Raw genomic sequence first — 22,220 nt, forward strand, 5'->3', positions numbered from 1 at the left:
AACATCCGTATTTATGTAGAAATAGGTTAAATGCGGATGTTTTCAATTAGATATTAGTATGCTACAATGTATCTTGTTCGGAGCCGGATGATGAGAGAAAAAGCAAGCTGGTTCATCGATACGATTCGGATAGTTAAGAAGTAGGAAGAGAAAAAGGAGCCGTGAATAATGGGAATGACAATGACACAGAAGATACTTGCACAGGCAGCAGGTCTTACGCAGGTACAGGCAGGACAGCTGATCGAGGCACAGCTGGATCTGGTGCTGGGCAACGATATCACCAGTCCGGTGGCAATCAAGGAAATGGATAAAATGAAGCTACAGGGAGTGTTTGATAAGGATAAGATCGCACTGGTACCGGATCATTTTGTTCCCAATAAGGATATTAAATCTGCGGAGCACTGCAAATGTGTCCGTGAGTTTGCAAGACGCAATGAGATCACCAATTATTTCGAAGTAGGAGAGATGGGTATCGAACATGCCCTGCTTCCGGAGAAAGGACTTACCGTAGCCGGAGATGTGATCATCGGTGCGGATTCCCATACCTGTACTTACGGTGCGCTGGGTGCATTTTCCACCGGTGTGGGAAGCACGGATATGGCAGCCGGTATGGCTACCGGCAAGGCATGGTTCAAAGTACCTGCGGCGATCAAATTCAATCTGACCGGCAAACCCGCAGAATGGGTCAGCGGTAAGGATGTGATCTTACATATCATCGGCATGATCGGTGTGGACGGTGCACTGTATAAGTCTATGGAATTTGTGGGAGACGGTATTGCTAATCTGTCCATGGATGACCGCTTCACCATTGCCAACATGGCTATCGAAGCCGGCGGTAAGAACGGTATTTTCCCTGTGGATGAGAAGACTATTGCTTACATGAAAGAGCATTCAAAACGCCCCTATAAGGTATTTGAAGCAGATCCGGATGCACAGTACGATGCAGAATATACCATTGATCTGAGCACTTTACGGCCTACCGTGGCATTCCCGCATCTGCCGGAGAATACACATACCATCGATGAGATCCACGAGATGGAGCCCATCGACATTGATCAGGTAGTGATCGGATCCTGTACCAACGGACGTATCGACGATCTGCGCACCGCAGCGAAGGTACTTGCAGGCAGACATGTGGCAAAGGGAATGCGCTGTATCGTGATCCCCGCCACCCAGTCCATCTACATGCAGGCAATGGAAGAGGGACTTCTTAAGACCTTCATTGAAGCGGGAGCAGTGGTAAGTACACCTACATGCGGACCCTGTCTTGGCGGATATATGGGTATCCTGGCGGAGGGAGAGAGATGTGTCTCCACGACCAATCGTAATTTTGTGGGACGTATGGGACATGTAAAGAGTGAGATCTATCTGGCGAGCCCTGCAGTGGCAGCAGCCAGCGCTATCACCGGCAAGATTTCCTGCCCTTGTGAACTGAAATAAAATAAAAGAGGTAATAGAAAATGAACAACGCAAAAGGAATAGTTTTCAAATTCGGGGATAACGTGGATACAGATGTTATCATTCCCGCAAGATACCTGAATTCTTCCGACCCAGCAGAACTGGCGACTCACTGCATGGAGGATATTGACAAGGACTTTATCAAAAATGTGAAAAAAGGTGACATTATCGTAGCGGAGAAAAACTTCGGCTGCGGCTCCTCCAGAGAGCATGCCCCCATCGCCATCAAGGCGGCAGGTGTCAGCTGCGTCATCGCCGAGACCTTCGCAAGAATCTTCTACCGTAATGCCATCAATATCGGGTTGCCCATCATTGAGTGTCCAGAGGCATCCCGCAAGATCAACAATGGCGATGAAGTCGAGATAGACTTCAATACCGGCGTGATCAAAGATCTCACCACCGGCGAAAGCTTCCAGGGACAGGCATTCCCCGAGTTCATGCAGAAGATCATTGCCGCAGAGGGATTGATCAACTATATCAACAGCCAAAAATAGAAACAGCTTTTAAGCTTACAAAAATACCTCCCTGTTACCGTTTCCGGAATACAGGGAGGTATTTTTAAATTCTAGTCTTATTAAGTTAAGCTTTTTTATTGATCATGGCACGTTTTCTCAGGGTCGGATCCAGGATCTTCTTACGGATACGAAGGTTTGTGGGAGTTACCTCCAACAGTTCGTCGGTATCGATGAAGTCCAGAGCCTGCTCCAGAGACAGGATCCTGGGCGGTGTCAGACGCAGAGCTTCGTCGGCACTGGAGGAACGGGTGTTGGTCAGCTGCTTTTTCTTGCAGACATTGATCTCGATGTCCTCACTGCGGCCGGTCTGACCGATGACCATACCGGAGTATACTTTCTCGCCGGGCCCGATGAAGAGAGTACCGCGTTCCTGTGCATTGTACAGACCGTAGGTGATAGATTCACCGGATTCGAAAGCGATCAGGGAACCCATCTTACGATACTGGATATCTCCCTTGTAAGGACCGTAATCATCAAATACGGTGTTCAGGATACCGTTACCCTTGGTGTCGGTCATGAACTCGCCACGGTAACCGATCAGTCCTCTTGCGGGGATGGAGAACTCCAGACGGGTGTAAGTGCCGCCGGAGATGGAACCCATGTTACGAAGCTCACCTTTCCGCTGTCCCAGCTTCTCGATGACAGCACCGGCAAACTCGTTGGGGACATCGATATAAGCCAGCTCCATAGGCTCTAACTTTTTACCGTTTTCATCGGTATGATACAGAACCTCTGCCTTACTTACGGCGAATTCGAAACCTTCACGACGCATATTCTCGATCAACACGGACAGATGCAGCTCACCACGGCCGGATACTTTGAAACGGTCGGGAGAATCGGTCTCTTCCACACGTAAGGATACATCGGTATTTAACTCGCGGAACAGTCTGTCACGCAGGTGACGGCTGGTAACGAATTTACCCTCCTGGCCTGCCAGAGGAGAATCATTTACCATGAACTGCATGGCGATGGTGGGCTCACTGATCTTCTGGAAAGGAATGGGTACCACATTTTCCGGAGAGCAGATGGTGTCACCGATGTGAAGCTCGCTGATACCGGAGACGGCAACGATGGAACCGATGCCTGCTTCCTTTACCTCTACTTTATTCAGACCATCAAATTCGTACAGCTTGCTAACCTTGGTCTTGATGATCTTGTCGGGGTTGTGGTGGTTACAGATGACCACATCCTGATTCACACGGATGGTACCGTTGTCTACCTTACCGACACCGATACGTCCTACATATTCATTATAATCGATGGTACTGATCAGTACCTGGGTAGCTGCCTCGGGGTCACCTTCGGGAGCGGGAATGTAGTTGATGATGGTCTCGAACAGAGGCTCCATATCAGTACCCATCTCGTCGGCATCCAGGGAAGCAATACCTGCCTTGGCGGAAGCGTACACAAAAGGACAGTCTAACTGGGAATCGTCCGCATCCAGTTCTAAGAACAGTTCCAGTACTTCGTCTACGACTTCATCAGGTCTTGCTTCGGGTCGATCGATCTTGTTGATACATACGATAACGGGAAGCTTCAATTCCAGAGCCTTACGGAGTACGAATTTGGTCTGGGGCATAGCACCTTCGAAAGCATCTACTACCAGGATAACACCGTTTACCATCTTCAGGACACGTTCTACTTCGCCGCCGAAGTCTGCGTGCCCCGGGGTGTCGATGATGTTGATCTTGGTACCCTTATACATAACAGCAGTGTTCTTGGACAGAATGGTGATACCACGCTCGCGCTCGATATCGTTGGAGTCCATGACACGCTCAGCAACTTCCTGATTTTCACGGAATACACCGCTTTGTTTTAACAGCTCATCCACCAAGGTGGTTTTACCGTGGTCTACGTGAGCAATGATTGCAACGTTTCTGACATCTTCTCTTTTTTGTCTCATAAAAATCCTTGCCTTTCTAAAAATGCGTGCAGCTGATTTATCCTTTTTTCAAACTGTTTCAGTATAGCACTTATCATTTCCGGACGCAAGAAAAAACCGTGTAAAATCAACGTTTTTTGTGGTTCCTAACAACTTTTGGGCGGTATTTGCATTTTTATGCGATGGGTTTTAGTACTCAAACGATAAAAAATAGAGTATAAATAGTAGTGCAATACATAAGGATTGTTGTAGAAGAGTCAGAAGATGTAGAAGGGAGAACAAAAATGACAGATAAGGTTATTGAAAACAATCAGGTAACGGTGATGGGGGAAGTGGTAAGCGATTTTTCCTACAGCCATGAGATCTACGGGGAAGGATTCTACATGGTGGACTTAAGGTGTACGAGACTGAGTGACAGCTTTGACATCATACCGGTGATGGTCTCGGAGAGACTTTTAGATGTGACAGCGAGCTATATTGGAATGCTTTTGTGCGTTAATGGGCAGTTCCGATCCTATAACCGTCATGAGGAGCGTAAGAACAGACTGGTATTGTCTGTATTTGCCAGAGAGGTGAAATTTATTGAGGAGATGGAAGAAAGTTCCAAGACGAACCAGATCTATCTCGATGGATATATATGTAAGGAGCCGGTATACCGCAAGACACCGTTAGGAAGGGAGATCGCAGACCTGCTGCTTGCCGTGAACCGCCCTTACGGCAAGTCTGATTACATTCCCTGCATCTGCTGGGGACGCAATGCACGCTATGCAGAACATTTCAAAGTGGGCGAGCGCTGTGCTATCTGGGGCCGGATCCAAAGCCGTGAATATATGAAGAAACTGGATGAAGAAAATGTGGAGAAACGTGTCGCATTCGAAGTGTCCGTCAGCAAACTGGAGCTGTTGGAGGAAGCCCGGGAATCCATAGTCTGACGACAAAAGATTGCAAAAATTTACAATATATGGTATAAAGAAATGCATAAGTAACTAGCAACTGCGGACAGCTATCTGCCGCAAACGCAGATAGACCATGAGGTGTGTAATGGCAGAAGGATGCATCTATATTTATACCGGCGATGGCAGAGGCAAATCACCGGCAGCGATCGGAAGAGCAGTACAGGCAGCGGTAGAGGGGAAGAGAGTCGTTATCATTCAGTTCCTGAAGGGAAAGGGACTGGAGGATTCGGATTTCCTGCGCAGGATGGAACCGGAGATCAAATTGTTCCGTTTCGAAAAATCGGACAGCAATTTTGCAGAATTGCCTGAGGAGAAGAAGCAGGAGGAGATTCAGAACATCCGTAACGGAATCGGCTTTGCTAAAAAGGTGCTGACCACCGGAGAATGCGATCTGCTGATCTTAGACGAAGTGCTGGGACTGGTGGAAAAGGATATCATTACAGTGGATACTTTGAAGACACTGTTGGAATGCAGAGGAGATACGGATGTGATCCTGACAGGAATCACTTTGAACGATGAAATATGCGTTCTGGCAGATGAGGTATCCAAGATCGAGACCGTAAAATTCAAGGTCTGGGATTGACAGTCACATGGGTTAATGCTATCATAAAATTATATTTTAGAAGATAGAGGTTGCGTTTTTCAAGAGTATTTTTTCGGAGGTAACAGGTACCGTTGAGGGAAGAAGAAAGGGGAACACGCCGAAAGATAAGGTATCCTGTATATTGTTATCTTGGGCATACGTTTAAGAAGCGTATGACTGTCATCTCGTAAGCAGATGGGGCGCTATCAAATAAGCTTGGATAATCAGCGCCGGCGCCATTGTGCGCTGGCGTTTTGCAAATGGAGGAAACATATGGCTATTTTTAAAGGAGCAGGCGTGGCAATCGTCACACCCATGAACGAAGACGGATCTGTCAACTATGAGAAATTCGGTGAACTGATCGAATTCCAGATCGCAAACGGCACAGATGCCATTATCGTATGCGGTACTACAGGAGAATCCTCAACGTTGACCCATGAGGAACATCTGGATACCATCAAATACTGTGTAGACAAAGTAGCGAAGAGAATCCCCGTAGTGGCCGGTACAGGTTCTAATTGTACCGATACCGCAGTATATCTGTCCCAGGAAGCGGAAAAATACGGTGTGGACGGCATCCTGCTGGTAAGCCCCTATTACAATAAAGCAACCCAGAAGGGATTGTATCGTCACTTCAAGACCGTTGCGGATTCCGTGAAGGTTCCTGCTATTCTGTACAACGTGCCCAGCCGCACCGGCTGCAATATCCTGCCGGAGACTGTGGTGAAGCTGTGTAAGGATGTAGAGAACATCGTAGGCGTCAAGGAAGCCAGCGGCAATATCAGCCAGATCGCACATCTGGCAGCTATCGGTCAGGGCGTCGTGGATATCTATTCCGGCAATGATGACCAGATCGTACCTATCCTGTCTCTGGGCGGTATCGGAGTTATCTCCGTGCTTTCCAATGTAGCACCTACACAGACTCACGAGATCTGCCAGAAGTTCTTCGACGGAGATGTGGCAGGCAGCCGTCAGATGCAGCTGGATGCTATGGATCTGTGCAATGCACTGTTCTGCGAAGTGAACCCGATCCCGGTGAAGACAGCACTGAATATGATGGGAATGGGAGCAGGAGCGTTCCGTATGCCTCTGTGCGAAATGGATGAGGCAAATGCCAAGAGGCTTGAAAAAGCCCTGAAGGATTATGGTATCCTGTAGGCTGGAAATTAAAAAGCAAGAGTGGAAGAATCCCGCCTGTGAAATTTTTATCATAGGCGGGATGTTTTTAAATATATAAGAATATTAAGATAGGAGAGAACAAAATGGTAAAAGTAATCATGCATGGATGTAACGGAAAAATGGGACAGGTGATCAGCGGACTGATCACGGCAGATCCCGATATGGAACTGGTGGCGGGAATCGATGCCAGAGACGATGGACACAATCCTTACCCTGTATTCACGGATATTGCAAAATGCGATGTGGCTGCAGATTGCATCATTGATTTCTCTGCGGCAGTAGCAGTAGACAAGTTGTTAAATTACTGCGTAGAGAAGAAAATCCCCTGCGTGCTGTGCACCACCGGCCTGTCCGAGGCACAGCTGGCGAAAGTAGACGAAACAGCGAAAAAGGTGGCCATCTTAAAATCCGCCAATATGTCCCTGGGTATCAACCTGATGTTAAAGCTGTTAAAAGAAGCAGCTGGAGTGTTGGCACCTGCGGGATTTGATATTGAGATCGTAGAAAAACATCATAACCTGAAACTAGACGCTCCCAGTGGCACCGCACTGGCACTGGCGGACTCCATTAACGAAGAATTCGATAACGAATACGAATACGTCTACGACCGCAGTACACGCAGAGAACGCAGACCCAAGAAAGAGATCGGTATCAGTGCCGTCAGAGGTGGCACCATCGTCGGCGACCATGACGTCATCTTCGCCGGAGCAGACGAAGTCGTAACCTTCTCCCATACCGCCTACTCCAAAGCTGTATTCGGCAAAGGTGCCGTACAGGCTGCCAAATTCCTGGCAGGCAAACCCGCCGGCATGTACAACATGTCCAAAGTGATCGATGCAGCAATGTAATATATTTTTATGGAATTTTCAATAAACCAGCAGCTTGACTGAGTGTAAGAATAAGCAGGCCGTAAGCAGACGTCGGTACCATAGCGTCCCAAGGGACGCATTACGAGGGTACTATCCTCGCTTATGTACCGCTACGCTCTGCGACATGAGCGCATCGTACTAAAGTACGAGCGTGCCGCGTTTCTTATACTCAGGCGAAGCTGCGTAGGGGACAGAGAAAGGCGAACTTCATGAACGAAATGGAACAGAAGGTTCTAAAGACCCTCTCACACCAATATAAAACACAAGCGGCAGCCTCCACGGAGATCATCAACCTCCAGTCCATCCTGAACCTCCCCAAAGGAACCGAACACTTCCTCACTGACATCCACGGCGAATACGAGCAGTTCAATCACGTCTTAAAGAATGGATCCGGTTCCGTGCGCCGTAAGATCGACGAGGAATTCGGCAATACCATCAGCAGTAAGGATAAAAAAAGTCTGGCCACTCTCATTTATTATCCGGAGAGCAAGCTGGAGATCGTTGAGAGAGAAGAGGACAATCTGGAAGACTGGTACAAAATATCCCTGCACCGGCTGGTACAGGTCATTAAGCGTGTCTCTTCAAAATATACAAGGTCCAAGGTCAGAAAAGCATTGCCGAAGGATTTCGCCTATGTCATCGAAGAACTGATTACGGAAAAGGAAGAAATTCAGGATAAAGAAGCATACTATAATGAGATCATCCATACCATCATCCGGATCGGCAGGGCACCGCAATTTATCATCGCATTAAGCCATCTGATCCAGCGACTGGTCATTGATCATCTGCATATTGTGGGAGATATTTACGACAGAGGCCCCGGGCCTCATATTATTATGGATACACTATGCCAATACCATTCTGTAGATGTACAGTGGGGGAACCATGACATGGTGTGGATGGGTGCAGCGGCCGGAAGCCTGGCCTGTATCGCCAATGTGATACGGATGTCTGCCAGATATGGCAACCTGGCAACCCTGGAGGATGGCTACGGCATTAACCTGCTTCCACTGGCCACCTTTGCACTGGAAACCTATGAAAATACTGACTGTGATGCATTTGCCATAAAATTCAATACAGATTATAACACCAAAGATCTGGGACTGGATACGAAAATGCATAAAGCCATTGCCATTCTACAGTTCAAACTGGAAGGACAGCTGATCATGCGGCACCCGGAATTCCACATGGAGAGTCGGATGCTGCTGGATAAAATAGATTTTCAGAAAAAGACGGTCTGCGTGGATGGAAAAACCTATCCTATGAAGGATGTGGATTTCCCTACGTTGGATCCGGAACACCCCTATGAACTCACCGAGGAAGAGAGCAAGGTCATGCTGCGTTTGCAGCAGGTGTTCATGCGCTGTGAAAAATTACAGAGACATGTAAAATTCCTCTATTCCAAAGGCGGAATGTATAAGATCTACAATGGAAATCTGTTATATCATGGTTGCGTGCCTCTGAATCCGGACGGAAGCTTCAAACAGGTGGAAATCTGCGGAAAAGAATATTCCGGGAAAGCGCTGTATGATATTTTGGAATACCATGCCAGAAGAGGTTATTACGCCAAGGATGCTAAGGAACGTGCGTTAGGACAGGATATGATCTGGTATATTTGGGCAGGCCCCGGCTCCCCGGTATTCGGCAAGGCCAAAATGGCTACTTTCGAACGTTATTTTCTGGAGGATAAGGAAACACACATAGAAGAAAAAAACAGTTATTATAAGCTGTTGGAGAATGAGGAAGTCATAGGCAGTATTCTGGAAGAGTTCGGCCTGGACAAGGCGGATGCACACATCGTGAACGGCCATGTTCCCGTAGAGCAGATTCACGGAGAGTCACCCATCAAATGCGGAGGAAAGCTGTTGATCATTGATGGGGGATTTTCCAAGGCCTATCAGAAAAAGACGGGAATCGCCGGATATACCCTGGTATGCAATTCCCGGGGAATGCGTCTGGTGGCCCATGAACCTTTTGAATCTACAGAAGCGGCTATTTTAAAGGAGTCAGATATTTTCTCGGATTCCATTGTAGTGGAGAATTTTCCCCGGAGAAAAATGGTGGCGGATACCGATACCGGTAAGGAGATCCAGGAGAATATCTTCTATCTGGAAGAACTCCTGGAAGCTTACCGGGAAGGTACGATCATGGAAGAAGTCTGAGTTATCGCTGATCGGTTCCGGTGGTAGCGTTATCATTGCCTACCAGATCGTTCGTGATATCGGATATACCGTTTGCAGCATCATCCACAATATTGCCTACCGTATCACCGGCTTCATCTACCGCATTGCCGGCGTTATCCAGCATGGAATCATTCTCGGATACCGTATTGCCGTTGCCATTGGTATCACCCATGTTGTCTGTGGCAGAGGTGCCCTTCTCCACGGACGGTGTAACCGTACTCTCCGGAGTGGCAGCCATGCTGCTGCCATTTCCGTTGCCGTTTCCTTTGTTTGTACCGCAGGCTGTTGCCATGCACAGGTAAACAGTAAGGATTCCAAACACCAGTAACTTTTTACTTAACTTGGATTTTGCGCTATTTTTCATAATGTCCTCCATTTCAAAATGTCCCATTGCGGGTATATTCTATCCGGACAGAAATGACCGGTTTAAGGGTAGTATGTGAGGATTTGGAAAAAATATACGTATGAATTCCAAAACAGACAGATGCAGAGGCGTCTGCAGAAATGAGGAAATAAATGGAATTTCGTCCCTGTATTGATATTCATAATGGAAAAGTAAAACAGATCGTCGGCGGAAGTCTGAAAGACAGCGGCGATCAGGCACAGGAAAATTTTGTGTCGGAGCAGGATGCAGCCTTTTACGCAGCACTTTATCAAAAAAATAAGTTAAAAGGTGGTCATATTATTCTGTTAAATTCCTATGACAGTCCCTACTATGAGGAGACCAGAAAACAGGCATTGGCAGCTTTACAGGCGTATCCGGGAGGATTGCAGGTGGGAGGCGGTATCACTCCGGAAAATGCCGGAGATTATCTGAATGCCGGAGCTTCTCATGTGATCGTGACTTCCTATGTATTCAGAGAGGGCAGGATCGATTATGACAGACTGGAACGACTGGTATACGCGGTGGGTAGAGAACGGCTGGTGCTGGATGTCAGTTGTAAGCGTGTGGGAGAAAAGTATCTCGTAGTGACAGACCGCTGGCAGAAGCTGACGGAAGAGATCGTGAATGAGGCGCTGCTGGAAAAGCTGTCAGCATATTGCGGGGAATTTCTGATCCATGCGGTAGATGTGGAAGGGAAGGTCCGGGGGATCGAACAGGATCTGGTAAAGAACCTCGGAGGTTACACCGGGAATCCCGTCACATATGCGGGTGGTGTCCATTCCATGGAAGATCTGCTCCTTCTGAAGGAATTGGGACGAAACCGGATGAATGTGACCATCGGAAGTGCACTTGACCTGTTCGGAGGCAGTATGAAATGGGAAGACGTACTGAAGATATGCAGCGAGGAAGCTTAATGAATATAAAAATGCCGCAGGCAAATAATGTCTGCGGCATTTTGTACGCTGTAGTTTTATAAAATTAAAGCTTGGTTACGTTAACAGCCTGGGGACCCTTTTCACCATCTACGATATCGAAAGAAACGGCTGCGCCTTCCTCCAGAGTCTTGTAACCATCCATGTTCAGTCCGCTGTAATGTACGAATACATCCTTGCCGGATTCATCAGAGATGAAGCCATAACCCTTCTGATTGTTAAACCACTTTACGGTACCTTTGTTCATAATACATACCTCCAAAAATCACTTTTCTAACAGCTGTGCTGTCGATCTTCCCGACAACAGCATAAGAATAGCACAGCCCATATAAAAAGTAAATATAGTATTATTGAATTTGCACAAAAAATACAGGGAATTCCCTTATAAATAGAGATAAATGAAAGAAAATATTGGGAATTTATTACAAAATTGTTAAGAAATGATTGCTGTAAGGGATTTCATATGATAAAATGGAGTGATATTTATTGGAGGTGACTCTATGAAAGAACGTAAACATAAGCGGAAACTGAACCATGTGCTGATCCTTACATCCGATGCAGCAGATGCAAATGTAAAGCAGTTTCGGATACGGGCATGGCTCGCGGAAGTAATTGTAATTATGCTGTGTATACTCATTGGCGGAGTGATAGGCTATTTTATCTATGAAGGTCAATTATGGGAAAATGCCGGCAGACGAAGCCATGAACAGGTGGTAGCCCTGGAAGAGGAAAACAAGACACTGGCGGAGCAGAACAGCAAGTTGGAAGCTAAGGTAACGGAACAGGCGGAAGAAATCCAGATACTTAGTGATACCGTAAGCCAGAAGGTGCAGAGTGAGAACGAGTTGTCGGCGACTCTGGAGAAGCAGAGTCTTCCTACGGAATTCCCGCTGACCGGTTCGGCATCTATGGAAGAAGTAACGGAGGGTGAGCCTATGTGCATTTTCCATGCATCGGTAGGCACTACGGTGGTTGCTGCAGCAAGCGGTACGGTAATGGCAGTGAATGATGATGAGACCTATGGACACAGTGTGTGGGTGGATCATGGTAACGGATATATCACAATCTATCGGAATAAGGGAGATGCCACAGTAGCTGTCGGAGATTCCGTGGTGCAGGGGACGACTCTGTTTGTGATAGGAGAAGACAATGCGGATCTGGGTTACCAGATGCAGAAGGACGGAAGTTATATCAATCCTATGGATATGTTGGCAATCAGCGGCTGATTGCGGAAAGGTTTGGAAAATACATGTTAGGTAAAAAGAGTACAGATACAAAAATGAATACACTGATCGGTGCCGGTGCGGAATTGAACGGTGATTTTACGCTGGATGGATCTGCAAGAATTGACGGTAAGATCGGCGGCAATGTAACGGTAACGGGCAGTCTGATTCTTGGTGCCGGCAGTGTGGTCACCGGAGAAGTACAGGCGGCCTCCGTACTGATCGGCGGAGAAGTGACCGGAAATATTACGGCTCCGGAGAAGGCAGAACTGACGGCTTCTGCAAAGGTACTGGGAGATATCGCCACCAAGGTCATTGTGATTGATGAACATGCCATATTTCAGGGTAAGATCGATATGAACCAGACGGTACCGGATAAAAAGGAAAAAGCGAAAGCGGCCAAAGCGACGCGTGTGGGACGTAAGAGTGCAAAGGCTGCAATTGCAGAAGCACTGAAAGAAGTGGAAGAGGAAGAAAAGAGAGAAAATCAGGAAAATACAGCAGCGCCGGAACAGACGCAAAATACGGCGGCAGAAGAAACAACAAAATAAGATAAAAGAAAAAGACGTTGGGGATTACTTGCCAACGTCTTTTTTCTCCATACGTCCGAATACCAGTTCATAACCGTCATTGCCATAATTCAGAGAACGATTCACTCTGCTGATGGTAGCAGTGGAGGCTCCGGTTTTCTCGGCGATTTCCAGATAAGTCTTGCCATCTTTCAACATGGCAGCTACTTCAAAACGCTGGGACAGAGACAATAATTCATTGACTGTACACAGATCTTCGAAGAAACTGTAACATTCCTCCCGGGACTGCAGACACAATACTGCATCAAACAGAGAATCCACAGCATCCGTTTTGATTTTTTTATTCATGATCGACACACCTTTCCATAGTTGTAATCCGTACAACGCAACTATCTGTATTTTAGCATACTAAAGTTTTAAAGTAAAGGCGTGAAACAAAATAGTTATAAAATCTTCATAATTTCAAAGAATGTAGAAAATGAGAATGTAGAAAAGATGGAAGTGTTGACATGTAGTTTTGGATACTATATAATAGCCACATAGAGAAAACAAGTAGCTGCGAAGCAGACAGCAGAGTGCGAAGCACGGCTATTTGTGCCGCAGGCGTCACAAAGTAGCCCTTATCGCAGAATCCAAATTAGAAATTTGATTCGCGATTCCTCCGACGAAAGGAATCGTCTGCGGAATGGAGATTAGTATGGCAACAACAGAAGAATTACTTCAGACGATTTTGCAGAGCCTGGAGAAAGTGGAATATATCAAATCAGAAGACATTCCGAATATTGATCTGTATATGGATCAGGTGCTGACTTTTATGGACCGCAAGCTGCGTTCGGCAGTACGCCCGCAGACCGAGGACCGCGTCCTGACCAAGACCATGATCAACAATTATGCAAAAAACGATCTGCTTCCTCCTCCGGTGAAGAAGAAATATTCTAAGGAACATGTACTGTTGCTCATTTTCATCTATTACTATAAGGGCGTGATTCCCATGAATGAGATTCAGACTCTGTTGCAGCCGATCACCGATCATTATTTTCAAAATGGACAGGCATTTGACCTGGAAAGCTTATATAAAGAAGTCGTATCTTTGGAAAAGGAACAGCTGGAGGACTTAAAAAAAGACGTAGTGGACAAATTCCGCAGAGCAGAGAATTCCTTTACGGAGACCTCCGGAGAAGAACGAGAATTCTTACAGAAATTTGCCTTGATCTGTCTCTTAAGTTTTGATGTCTACATGAAGAAAATGATCGTGGAACAGCTTGTAGCGGAACTGGCAAACGATGCGAAAGCCAGGGAGCCCGAAAAGGAAACTCACAAGAAAAATAAAGAGAAATAAAAATAAGTAGCAAAATCAGAAACAGGAAAAATTTTATGAAAGCATTTATGGATCTTCATACGCATTCTCTGGCAGCAGGGCATGCGTATAGTACTTTATTAGAAAATATTGACGCTGCACTGGCAGTCGGGATCAGATACCTGGGAATGAGTGAACATGGTCCCGCATCTCCCGGAGGACCGCATGAGTTCTTTTTTAGCAATTATAAAGTGATTCCCAGAGAGTATGACAGAGAAGAGGTTAGCGGCAGAGTGGTACCGGTGACAGGTGGAAGGCTCCATCTTTTGTGTGGTGTGGAAGCCAATATCTGTGACACGGACGGTAAGCTGGATCTGGAGGAACGTTATCTGCAGAAGATGGATTATGCGCTTGCCAGCATTCATCCTTTTGCTTTTACTGCGGGAAGTCGTAAGGAGAATACGTTAGCTTCCGTGAGAGCATTTCAGAACCCTTATGTGAAAATACTGGGACATCCCGATGACGGCAGATTCCCTTTAGATTACGAGGAACTGGTGCGGGAAGCAAAGCAGGCGCACGTTGCATTGGAAGTGAACAATTCTTCTCTAAATCCCCGGTCGTCAAGACAGGGCGGTAGGGAAAATATCATAGAATTGTTAAAGACTTGCATGAAATATGAACAGCCTGTTATAATGGGAACGGACAGCCATATGTGTTTTGCCATAGGAAAATTTGTCGAGACCGAACAGCTGATGAGGGAACTGGATTTCCCTACGGAGCTGGTGTTGAATTACGCCCCGGAGAATATTCATAAGCTGATCAACATCACACTGTAGCTGATACCACCCGGTGTTACCGGAATAAGAATACAGCCGGAGAAGGCACGCCCCGCAAGCGGGCAGATAGGAGAACAAATGAAAGACGCAAATTGTGGATATTGTATGAGAGGGGAACTGTTAGATAAGTTCGGTATTTTCATCTGTGACCTGAAGGTGAGCAGCCTGATCCTGTTCAAGGAACAGAGCCATCCCGGCAGATGCATCGTAGCATACAAGGACCATGTCAGTGAGATCGTGGACATCAGCGAGGAAGAGAGAAGATTATTTTTTGAGGATGTGGCGCATGCAGCGAAAGCCATCCATGCAGCATTCCATCCAGATAAGTTAAATTACGGAGCATACGGAGACACCGGCTGCCATCTGCACATGCACCTGTGCCCGAAGTACAAGGACGGTTTCGAGTGGGGCGGCACTTTCGAGATGAATCCCGGCAAGACCTTTTTGACGGATGTAGAATATCAGGAGATGATCGACAGGATCAAGGCGAACCTGTAAATATTCCGGAACATTTTCCCTGGGATTACATAGAATAGATATGTAATCTCAGGGAGGATGAACGATTATGAAAACAAAGAAAGTAATGGCAGCGGTATTGGCTGTACTGCTTGCGGCAGGTGGACTTACGGGCTGCGGCAATGCAGAACAGACGAACGGACCAAAGAAGACAAGAGTGGTGCTCAATGAAGTGGCCCACTCTCTTTTTTATGCACCGATGTATGTGGCTATCGAGGAAGAATATTTTGCCGATGCCGGGATCGACCTGGAGCTCGTAACGGGATTTGGCGCGGATAAGACTATGACAGCGGTTCTGACCGGTGAGGCGGACATCGGCTTCATGGGCAGTGAGAGCACGATTTACACCTATGCCGGAGGAACGGAAGACTATGTGGTGAACTTTGCCCAGTTGACCCAGCGGGCAGGAAATTTCCTGGTGGCGAGAGAACCTATCGATGACTTTTCGTGGGATATGTTAAAGGGTGCTACAGTCTTAGGTGGTAGAGCTGGCGGTATGCCGGAGATGGTATTTGAATATATCCTGGAGAAAAATAATATGGATCCGACAACGGATCTGTCCATCGACCAAAGCATTGACTTCGGTTCCACGGCAGCAGCTTTTTCCGGCGGGCAGGGAGACTTTACCATTGAGTTCGAGCCGCATGCTACGCTGTTAGAGCAGAAGGGCGACGGCTATGTGGTGGCATCTTTAGGCGAGGAATCCGGCTATGTACCGTATACTTCTTTTTCTGCCAGGAAGAGTTATATAGAGAAAAATGCGGAGACGATCCAGGCATTTACCGATGCCCTGCAAAAAGGTATGGATTATGTGCAGGAGCACAGTGCGGAAGAAATCGCCAAATGTATTGCACCCCAGTTCGCAGAGACCGGGAGTGATACGCTGACAGCCATTGTGGCCAGATATCAGGAGCAGGATACCTGGAAAAAAGATCTGATCTTCCACAAAGATGCTTTTGACCTGTTACAGAATATTCTGGAGGATTCTGATGTACTGAAAGAGAGAGTGCCCTATGAAAAACTGGTGACCACAGAATTTGCTGAGAAAGCGGCGGCAAAATAAGGAAAACGAAGAGAGTGTTATAAAAATAGTTTAAAAAAGGAGGAGGATCAGACATCCTCCTCCTGAATGTGTATATTTTTAATGGCCCAGAGCTTTAATGCCTTGGCATTGGTACTGATCTTCTCCAGGGAATCCAGAATATCCTGAAATGCCGGACGCTCATTCTCAGAGATCACGCCGTCTTCGGAGATAGCGATCAGGGACGCACGAAGCGTGTCGATATCTTTCAAGGATCCCAGTACTTTCAGCGCCAGTCGGTCAAAGTCTACAATGTCAACCTCTGATACATTGTTGCGCCCCATGGGGCATTCTCTGGCACAGTAGGAATTGCACAGCTCCGGGGTATTATATGCCTCTGCCATAGCCTTGACTTCCTCCGGATAAGGGGCGATGGTATCCAGTTCGATCCTTGCCAGTCTGGTGCGGTCGATGCCTACCAGTTCAGCGGCCTTTTCCCGGCTGCTGAAGTCCGGATTTTCCTTGGCAGCTTCGCATCGTGCGAGATAGTACATATTATCAGCGGCTTTTGTAGCTTTTTTACCCATATTTCTTTTAATCCTTTTATAGTATAGTGTAATCAAACATCTCTAATATCACAGTTTAGTAGAAAAAAGACACATTGTAAAGGAAAAATGACGATATTTTACGAAAAGCAGTTGAGGGAATGTGTAAAATTTGCTAAAATATAAGAGATGTGAAAAAATCAATTTTTCATATATAAAATGGAGGTGCGGTAATGGGTTTAATCAGAGCAGCAAAAGATGCAGTCAGCAGCATGATGGCTGACCAGTGGAGAGAGTATTTCTACTGTGATTCTCTTTCCAACGATGTATTGGTAGTAAAAGGACAGCAGCGAGTAACCAATGGACGTAACAGCAACACCAAGGGTGTGGAGAACATTATCTCCAACGGTTCCATCGTAGCAGTTAACGAAGGACAGTGTATGATCATTGTGGATCAGGGCGGAATCGTAGAGTTCTGTGCGGATGCCGGTGAGTTCGTATATGATTCTTCCACAGAACCCAGCTTGTTCTACGGCAATCTTGGCGAGAGCGTTAAGAATACTTTTTCCAATATCGGAAAACGTTTTACCTTTGGTGGTAATGCAGCGAAGGATCAGAGAATCTACTTCTTCAATATCAAGGAGATCATGAACAACCTCTTTGGTACGGCAAGCCCTATTCCGTTCCGTGTAATTGACCAGAATATCGGACTGGATCTGGATACCTCCTTACGTTGTAACGGTGAGTATTCCTTCCACCTGGTGGATCCTTTGTTATTCTATAAAAATGTATGCGGTAACGTAACAGAGTCCTATACCAGAAGCGAACTGGTAGCGAAAATGAAGGCAGAATTGTTGACCGCTCTGCAACCTGCACTGGCTAAGGTTTCTGCACAGGGCGTACGTCCCAGTGAGATCCCTGCTCACACAGAAGATCTGACAGAAGCATTGAAGGAAGAGCTTTCCGATCTGTGGACCAAACTTCGTGGTATCGAGATCGTTACCATTAATATCAATTCTGCGAAGATCCCTGATGAGGATGCAAAGACCATCGCAGATCTGCAGAGAACCGCAGTACTGCGCAATACCGGAATGGCAGCAGCTACCATGACCGCTGCACAGGCAGAGGCTATGAAGATGGCAGCATCCAACACCTCTACCGGTCCCATGATGGCATTTGCAGGCATGAACATGGCGAACATGGTAGGCGGTATCAATGCCGGACAGCTGTATCAGATGGATGCCCAGCAGAACAGTGGTATGCAGCAGGCACAGGCAGCACCCGCGCAGGGGCAGGCTCCTAAGATGCAGGCACCGGTACTTGGCTGGACCTGTAGCTGCGGCGCTACGGATAACCGTGGTAAGTTCTGCGCTGAGTGTGGAGCACCTAAGCCTTCGGACGCAGGCTGGACCTGCAGCTGTGGTGCAGTAAATCAGGGCAAGTTCTGTTCCGAATGCGGAGCAAAGAAGCCGGAAGGAGCACCGATCTATAAATGTGATAAATGCGGCTGGGAGCCGGAAGATCCTGCACATCCTCCTAAGTTCTGCCCGGAGTGCGGCGATCCCTTTGATGACAACGACAGAGTATAATACATACTCGTCAGAATATATTTACCGGAAACAGTACAGCAGATACCTTTATGATATCTGCTGTACTGAACTGTTATGAATGAAAAAGAAAGAGAAATATAAATGAACGGAAGTCTGATCGCTATTATTGTTATACTGGTATTGTGTCTGGTACTGGCAGGGATCATTTATTATGCTTATTGCAGGATCCGTGAAAAATTACGGGATACCTCCAGAATGCTATTCGGTACAGATTCCATGATCGAGGGCATGAAGCAGAGAGAAGCGGAAGTGGAGATGACACCGAAGTCCGTATCCTCCGCGACAAATCTGTATATGCCTTCTATTATGAGAGATTTTCCCGAGTTCCATTATGATGAGATGAAGAGCAGAGCGGAGAACGTGCTGACCTCTTATTTACAAAGTATTACCGGACAGAATCCGGCACTTTTGTCGGAGGGAACGAAAGAATTGAAAGAACAGCTCAGACTGCGGCTGGAGATGCTACAGAACCAGTCACAGAGGGAGAGCTTTGAAAATATACATATTCACAGAACAGAGATACATCAGTACCGGAAGCAGAAGGGAAGACAGAGTATTGTCCTGCAGTCAGCCGTAGAATATATCCATGCGTTGAAAGAAAACGGTAAGCTTATCGGGGGCAGTGAAGAACGGAAAGAACAGGCAAAATACAATGTGGAACTGGTCTATATCCAGGATCAGGATATGGTCGAGAACCAGGAGGATGCAGGTCTGGCCCTGAATTGTCCCAATTGTGGTGCACCGCTTCCCGGACTTGGGGCAAAAAAGTGCATTTATTGTGATACACCTATTGTGGAATATAATCTGCGGATCTGGAATTTCAGCAGAGTGGAAGAAGCATAGAGAAGGCTGAGAGGGCTGTATGGACGAAAAAATAATGGAGTTAGAAAATAACAAAGATATAGACAGACGGCTGGAGGAAACAACGAAGCAACTGCAGCGGGAACGGGAAAAACTGATGGCTGTGATCCGAATGTCCGGAGATCTGATCTTTGAATATGATATTGCAAAGGATCAAATGCATTATGCCGGTCCGGAAGAAGGTAGTCTGTATTGCGGACAGATCACGGAAGGGTATACTGAGCAGCTCCTCAGGGAAGTGGACAACCGCACGGATGCAGTGGAACAGCAGCTTGCAGAAGCGCTGCACAGCGGCAAGCCGGATATTTGTATTGAACTCTGCAAGCCGGACGAGGAAGGTAATCCTCACTGGATGAAGGTCATCGGGCAGACTTTTTATAATGAAAAAAAAGAACCGGAACGTGTCCTGGGCAAGGTCTGTGATATTGATGCGCAGAAGAAAAAGGAAAGGGAACTACAGGAAAAATCACAAAGGGATTCCCTGACTGGACTTTTGAATCATTCCACCATCAAGCAGCAGATCACACACAGACTGCAGAAAATGAAACGGGGACAGGTGGGATACCTTATTGTTCTGGATGTGGATAGTTTTAAAAAGATCAACGATACAAACGGACATCTGTTTGGAGATGCGGTATTGTGCTCTTTTGCGGATGAAATGAATAAATTGTTTCCCGAGGCGCTGAAAGGCAGGATTGGTGGAGACGAGTTCGTATGCTATGTAGAGAATATGCCAAGAGAGGAACTGGAAGAGAAGCTTGGACAGTTGAATCGCTGTATGTCTGACCGCTATGATGATGATAAAACAGGACTGCATATCTCCTGCAGTCTGGGAGCTGCGGTTACGGATGGAACAGTGACAGACTATAATCTGCTGTTCCGGTGGGCAGATGCAGCCTTGTATCAGGTGAAGAGTCGGGAAAAGGGCGCTTATGATCTTCTGGAGGTCAAGGAGGGTGTGGCATTGCCCGGTCAAAGCTACCTGGACAGTGAGGAGAACAAAGAGGACGAGATCGTTCACAAGGAGGCACAGTTCGAGAGCGCGGAAGATCTGGTGCTGTTCTGCATGGACCTGTTGGAAAATGTACCGAATCTGACCAGCGCCCTGAAGTTGATCAGTGAACGTACCTGCAGTTTTTTCAATATTGATGATATGATATGTGTGGAAGTGAGTGAGGCAGGACCGTCGATCCGTTATCAATGGAATCGGGAAGAAAAGAAAAATTTTGTCAAAAGAATATTGCACCCGGGAGTATTTGAATGGGACAGGATCCGGAAACGTGCAGACGAATCCGGTGCCGCAATTTACAGACAGTCGGAGACTCCGAATATCTACAAAGAAGAAGCGGAGTCTGTGATGATCGTAATGTCTACCGCTTCGAAGGGATTAAAGGCCAGTGTTATCTTCTCAGACCGCCATACAGACAGAACCTGGGAAGAGGAGAAAAATGCCCTGTGCAGAATATCCCATCAGATATTCAACAGGCTTCGCATGCTGAAAAATGCAGAAAAAGATCAAAGGGAACTGAACCGGAAACTGAATTATGATGCGCTGACCGGACTGCCGGTGTACAATAAGTTCGTAGACAAATTAGAAGCCTATATGGCAGCGAATGGAAAGACCGGATTATATTTTGTGTCCTCTGACTTTTCTAATTTCCAGTATGTGAATGAAATGTATGGCTACGAGGTAGGCGACCGTATCCTGCATGATTTTGCTGTGGAATTACAGGAAAAATGTCAGGAAGGCGTATTGTTCTGCCGCGTAACCTCCGATCACTTTGTCGGTGTGCTGAAGGAAGATTCCGCGGAGGATGCCAGACAGGCGTACCTGACGTTTACGAATTCTTTTGTGAAGAGGATCAATAGCCGGTATGATCAGTGTAATCTGGTCATTGCCACCGGTTTGTATGAGATCACGGAGAATGACTGGTCGGTATCTTCCATGATGGATAATGCCAATGAGACCAGAAAACAATGCAAGACGCAGAAGGTAGACAGTGCCGTAGAAATTTACACGGACAAGATCCGCAGAGATTTGGAGAATACCAGAACAATTGTATCCGGAATGGTAAGCGCCTATAATAATAAAGAATTCCATGCATATCTCCAGCCTAAGGTATCTCTTCATACCGGAAAAGTAGTGGGAGCGGAAGCACTGGTGCGCTGGATAAAAGCGGATGGAACTATGGTAATGCCCGGAAAGTTTATAGATATTTTTGAGAGAAATGGGTTTATTACCAAGGTTGATTTCGCCATTCTGGATCAGGTCATGGAATATTTGCGTGATGCCCTGGCACAGGGAGAAGAAGTGGTGCCGATCTCTGTTAACTTTTCCAGACGTCATAATGAATATGCGGATTTTGTGCCGAATATCTTAAAGCGCCTGAAAGACTATAAGGTACCCAGCAATCTGCTGGAGGTGGAAGTGACGGAGTCAGTATTTATGTCGGATCTGAATAAGCTGACCAATAATCTGGAAACCCTCAGGGACAGAGGAGTGGAGATCTCTGTCGATGATTTCGGAAGTGGATATTCTTCGCTGAATCTGTTATCCAAGGTGGCTGTGGATACGGTAAAACTGGACAAGCAGTTCCTGGATGATACCATGAACAGCGAACGGGAAGAAACCGCATTGACAATTATAAAATATCTGACTAAAATGTTAAGACATCTCGGCTTTAAAGTGCTGGCAGAGGGTGTGGAGACCAGTGAACAGCTGGAGATGCTCCGGCTGGCGGATTGCGATATCGTGCAGGGATATTTTTATGCAAAACCAATGCCGATCGGGGAATTCAGAACTTTTTTACAGGAATTCAATGAAAGGGATAATTAGTCA

Annotated in this window: 22 protein-coding genes and 1 riboswitch; of the genes, 17 read left to right on the forward strand and 5 right to left on the reverse strand. The window is 46.7% G+C overall.

Annotated features, from left to right (window positions below; genetic code table 11):
• Positions 1-168: 168 nt before the first annotated feature.
• Both leuC and leuD read left to right on the forward strand, forming a co-directional pair.
• Positions 169-1,440, forward strand: a complete 1,272-nt coding sequence (gene leuC, locus FYJ59_RS02480; protein ID WP_154495121.1) for a 3-isopropylmalate dehydratase large subunit — start codon at positions 169-171, stop codon at positions 1,438-1,440.
• A gap of 20 nt (positions 1,441-1,460) precedes the next feature.
• Positions 1,461-1,952 carry a 3-isopropylmalate dehydratase small subunit gene (leuD, locus tag FYJ59_RS02485; RefSeq protein ID WP_154495122.1) on the forward strand — a complete coding sequence of 164 codons (492 nt, stop codon included), beginning with the start codon at positions 1,461-1,463 and terminating at the stop codon, positions 1,950-1,952.
• Between the two features lie 85 nt (positions 1,953-2,037).
• Here the strand turns inward: leuD and typA are convergent, their stop codons facing one another.
• Positions 2,038-3,876 (reverse strand): translational GTPase TypA, encoded by a 1,839-nt coding sequence (gene typA, locus FYJ59_RS02490; protein ID WP_118547413.1) that lies wholly within the window; start codon positions 3,874-3,876, stop codon positions 2,038-2,040.
• A gap of 263 nt (positions 3,877-4,139) precedes the next feature.
• On the opposite strand from typA, the gene FYJ59_RS02495 reads away from it, so the two are divergent.
• The 5 genes from FYJ59_RS02495 to FYJ59_RS02515 all read left to right on the forward strand — a co-directional run bounded on the left by FYJ59_RS02495 (position 4,140) and on the right by FYJ59_RS02515 (position 9,604).
• Positions 4,140-4,787: a single-stranded DNA-binding protein gene (locus FYJ59_RS02495; RefSeq protein WP_022153846.1), complete on the forward strand. Its 648-nt coding sequence runs from the start codon at positions 4,140-4,142 to the stop codon at positions 4,785-4,787.
• A 109-nt stretch (positions 4,788-4,896) separates the two neighbouring features.
• A complete protein-coding gene (locus FYJ59_RS02500; RefSeq protein WP_118547414.1) occupies positions 4,897-5,394 on the forward strand; it encodes a cob(I)yrinic acid a,c-diamide adenosyltransferase in 498 nt (165 codons plus the stop codon).
• A gap of 36 nt (positions 5,395-5,430) precedes the next feature.
• Positions 5,431-5,608, forward strand: a riboswitch (Lysine riboswitch).
• A gap of 59 nt (positions 5,609-5,667) precedes the next feature.
• Complete coding sequence (dapA, locus tag FYJ59_RS02505) at positions 5,668-6,552, forward strand: 4-hydroxy-tetrahydrodipicolinate synthase (protein ID WP_118692024.1); 885 nt, start codon at positions 5,668-5,670, stop codon at positions 6,550-6,552.
• Positions 6,553-6,656: 104 nt separating this feature from the next.
• Positions 6,657-7,421 (forward strand): 4-hydroxy-tetrahydrodipicolinate reductase, encoded by a 765-nt coding sequence (dapB, locus tag FYJ59_RS02510; RefSeq protein ID WP_154495123.1) that lies wholly within the window; start codon positions 6,657-6,659, stop codon positions 7,419-7,421.
• 230 nt (positions 7,422-7,651) lie between these two features.
• Positions 7,652-9,604: a fructose-1,6-bisphosphatase gene (locus tag FYJ59_RS02515; protein ID WP_154495124.1), complete on the forward strand. Its 1,953-nt coding sequence runs from the start codon at positions 7,652-7,654 to the stop codon at positions 9,602-9,604.
• 1 nt (position 9,605) lies between these two features.
• On the opposite strand, the gene FYJ59_RS02520 is transcribed toward FYJ59_RS02515, so the two are convergent.
• Entirely contained in the window at positions 9,606-9,989 is a 384-nt protein-coding gene (locus FYJ59_RS02520) for a hypothetical protein (protein ID WP_154495125.1), read from the reverse strand.
• 152 nt (positions 9,990-10,141) lie between these two features.
• Between FYJ59_RS02520 and hisA the strand changes: the two genes are divergently transcribed.
• Positions 10,142-10,924: a phosphoribosylformimino-5-aminoimidazole carboxamide ribotide isomerase gene (hisA, locus tag FYJ59_RS02525; protein WP_154495126.1), complete on the forward strand. Its 783-nt coding sequence runs from the start codon at positions 10,142-10,144 to the stop codon at positions 10,922-10,924.
• A 64-nt stretch (positions 10,925-10,988) separates the two neighbouring features.
• On the opposite strand, the gene FYJ59_RS02530 is transcribed toward hisA, so the two are convergent.
• A complete protein-coding gene (locus tag FYJ59_RS02530; protein ID WP_022154906.1) occupies positions 10,989-11,189 on the reverse strand; it encodes a cold-shock protein in 201 nt (66 codons plus the stop codon).
• A gap of 253 nt (positions 11,190-11,442) precedes the next feature.
• Between FYJ59_RS02530 and FYJ59_RS02535 the strand changes: the two genes are divergently transcribed.
• The gene (locus FYJ59_RS02535; RefSeq protein WP_154495127.1) at positions 11,443-12,168 is read left to right on the forward strand and encodes a M23 family metallopeptidase; all 726 of its coding nucleotides are present in this window, start codon (positions 11,443-11,445) and stop codon (positions 12,166-12,168) included.
• Positions 12,169-12,191: 23 nt separating this feature from the next.
• Positions 12,192-12,716 (forward strand): bactofilin family protein, encoded by a 525-nt coding sequence (locus FYJ59_RS02540; RefSeq protein WP_154495128.1) that lies wholly within the window; start codon positions 12,192-12,194, stop codon positions 12,714-12,716.
• A 24-nt stretch (positions 12,717-12,740) separates the two neighbouring features.
• On the opposite strand, the gene FYJ59_RS02545 is transcribed toward FYJ59_RS02540, so the two are convergent.
• Positions 12,741-13,043 carry a YerC/YecD family TrpR-related protein gene (locus tag FYJ59_RS02545; protein WP_022154909.1) on the reverse strand — a complete coding sequence of 101 codons (303 nt, stop codon included), beginning with the start codon at positions 13,041-13,043 and terminating at the stop codon, positions 12,741-12,743.
• A 349-nt stretch (positions 13,044-13,392) separates the two neighbouring features.
• On the opposite strand from FYJ59_RS02545, the gene FYJ59_RS02550 reads away from it, so the two are divergent.
• The 4 genes from FYJ59_RS02550 (at position 13,393) to FYJ59_RS02565 (ending at position 16,407) form a co-directional block, all read left to right on the forward strand.
• The gene (locus FYJ59_RS02550) at positions 13,393-14,034 is read left to right on the forward strand and encodes a DUF1836 domain-containing protein (protein ID WP_154495129.1); all 642 of its coding nucleotides are present in this window, start codon (positions 13,393-13,395) and stop codon (positions 14,032-14,034) included.
• Positions 14,035-14,069: 35 nt separating this feature from the next.
• On the forward strand, positions 14,070-14,828 hold the full coding sequence (locus tag FYJ59_RS02555) for a phosphatase (RefSeq protein ID WP_154495130.1): 759 nt from the start codon (positions 14,070-14,072) through the stop codon (positions 14,826-14,828).
• 78 nt (positions 14,829-14,906) lie between these two features.
• Positions 14,907-15,326: an HIT family protein gene (locus tag FYJ59_RS02560; protein ID WP_154495131.1), complete on the forward strand. Its 420-nt coding sequence runs from the start codon at positions 14,907-14,909 to the stop codon at positions 15,324-15,326.
• A gap of 67 nt (positions 15,327-15,393) precedes the next feature.
• On the forward strand, positions 15,394-16,407 hold the full coding sequence (locus FYJ59_RS02565) for an ABC transporter substrate-binding protein (RefSeq protein WP_154495132.1): 1,014 nt from the start codon (positions 15,394-15,396) through the stop codon (positions 16,405-16,407).
• Between the two features lie 47 nt (positions 16,408-16,454).
• Here FYJ59_RS02565 and FYJ59_RS02570 read toward each other — a convergent pair whose 3' ends face one another.
• Positions 16,455-16,952, reverse strand: coding sequence for a helix-turn-helix domain-containing protein (locus tag FYJ59_RS02570; RefSeq protein WP_154495133.1), 498 nt, complete (start codon positions 16,950-16,952; stop codon positions 16,455-16,457).
• A gap of 191 nt (positions 16,953-17,143) precedes the next feature.
• Between FYJ59_RS02570 and FYJ59_RS02575 the strand changes: the two genes are divergently transcribed.
• From FYJ59_RS02575 to FYJ59_RS02585, 3 genes are all read left to right on the forward strand, one after another.
• Entirely contained in the window at positions 17,144-18,499 is a 1,356-nt protein-coding gene (locus FYJ59_RS02575; protein ID WP_022154915.1) for an SPFH domain-containing protein, read from the forward strand.
• A 102-nt stretch (positions 18,500-18,601) separates the two neighbouring features.
• Entirely contained in the window at positions 18,602-19,363 is a 762-nt protein-coding gene (locus FYJ59_RS02580) for a zinc ribbon domain-containing protein (protein WP_154495134.1), read from the forward strand.
• A gap of 19 nt (positions 19,364-19,382) precedes the next feature.
• Complete coding sequence (locus FYJ59_RS02585) at positions 19,383-22,217, forward strand: bifunctional diguanylate cyclase/phosphodiesterase (protein WP_154495135.1); 2,835 nt, start codon at positions 19,383-19,385, stop codon at positions 22,215-22,217.
• Positions 22,218-22,220: the final 3 nt, after the last annotated feature.

Origin of the sequence: Waltera intestinalis, assembly GCF_009695995.1 — a bacterium.
GTDB classification, from domain to species: domain Bacteria; phylum Bacillota; class Clostridia; order Lachnospirales; family Lachnospiraceae; genus Acetatifactor; species Acetatifactor intestinalis.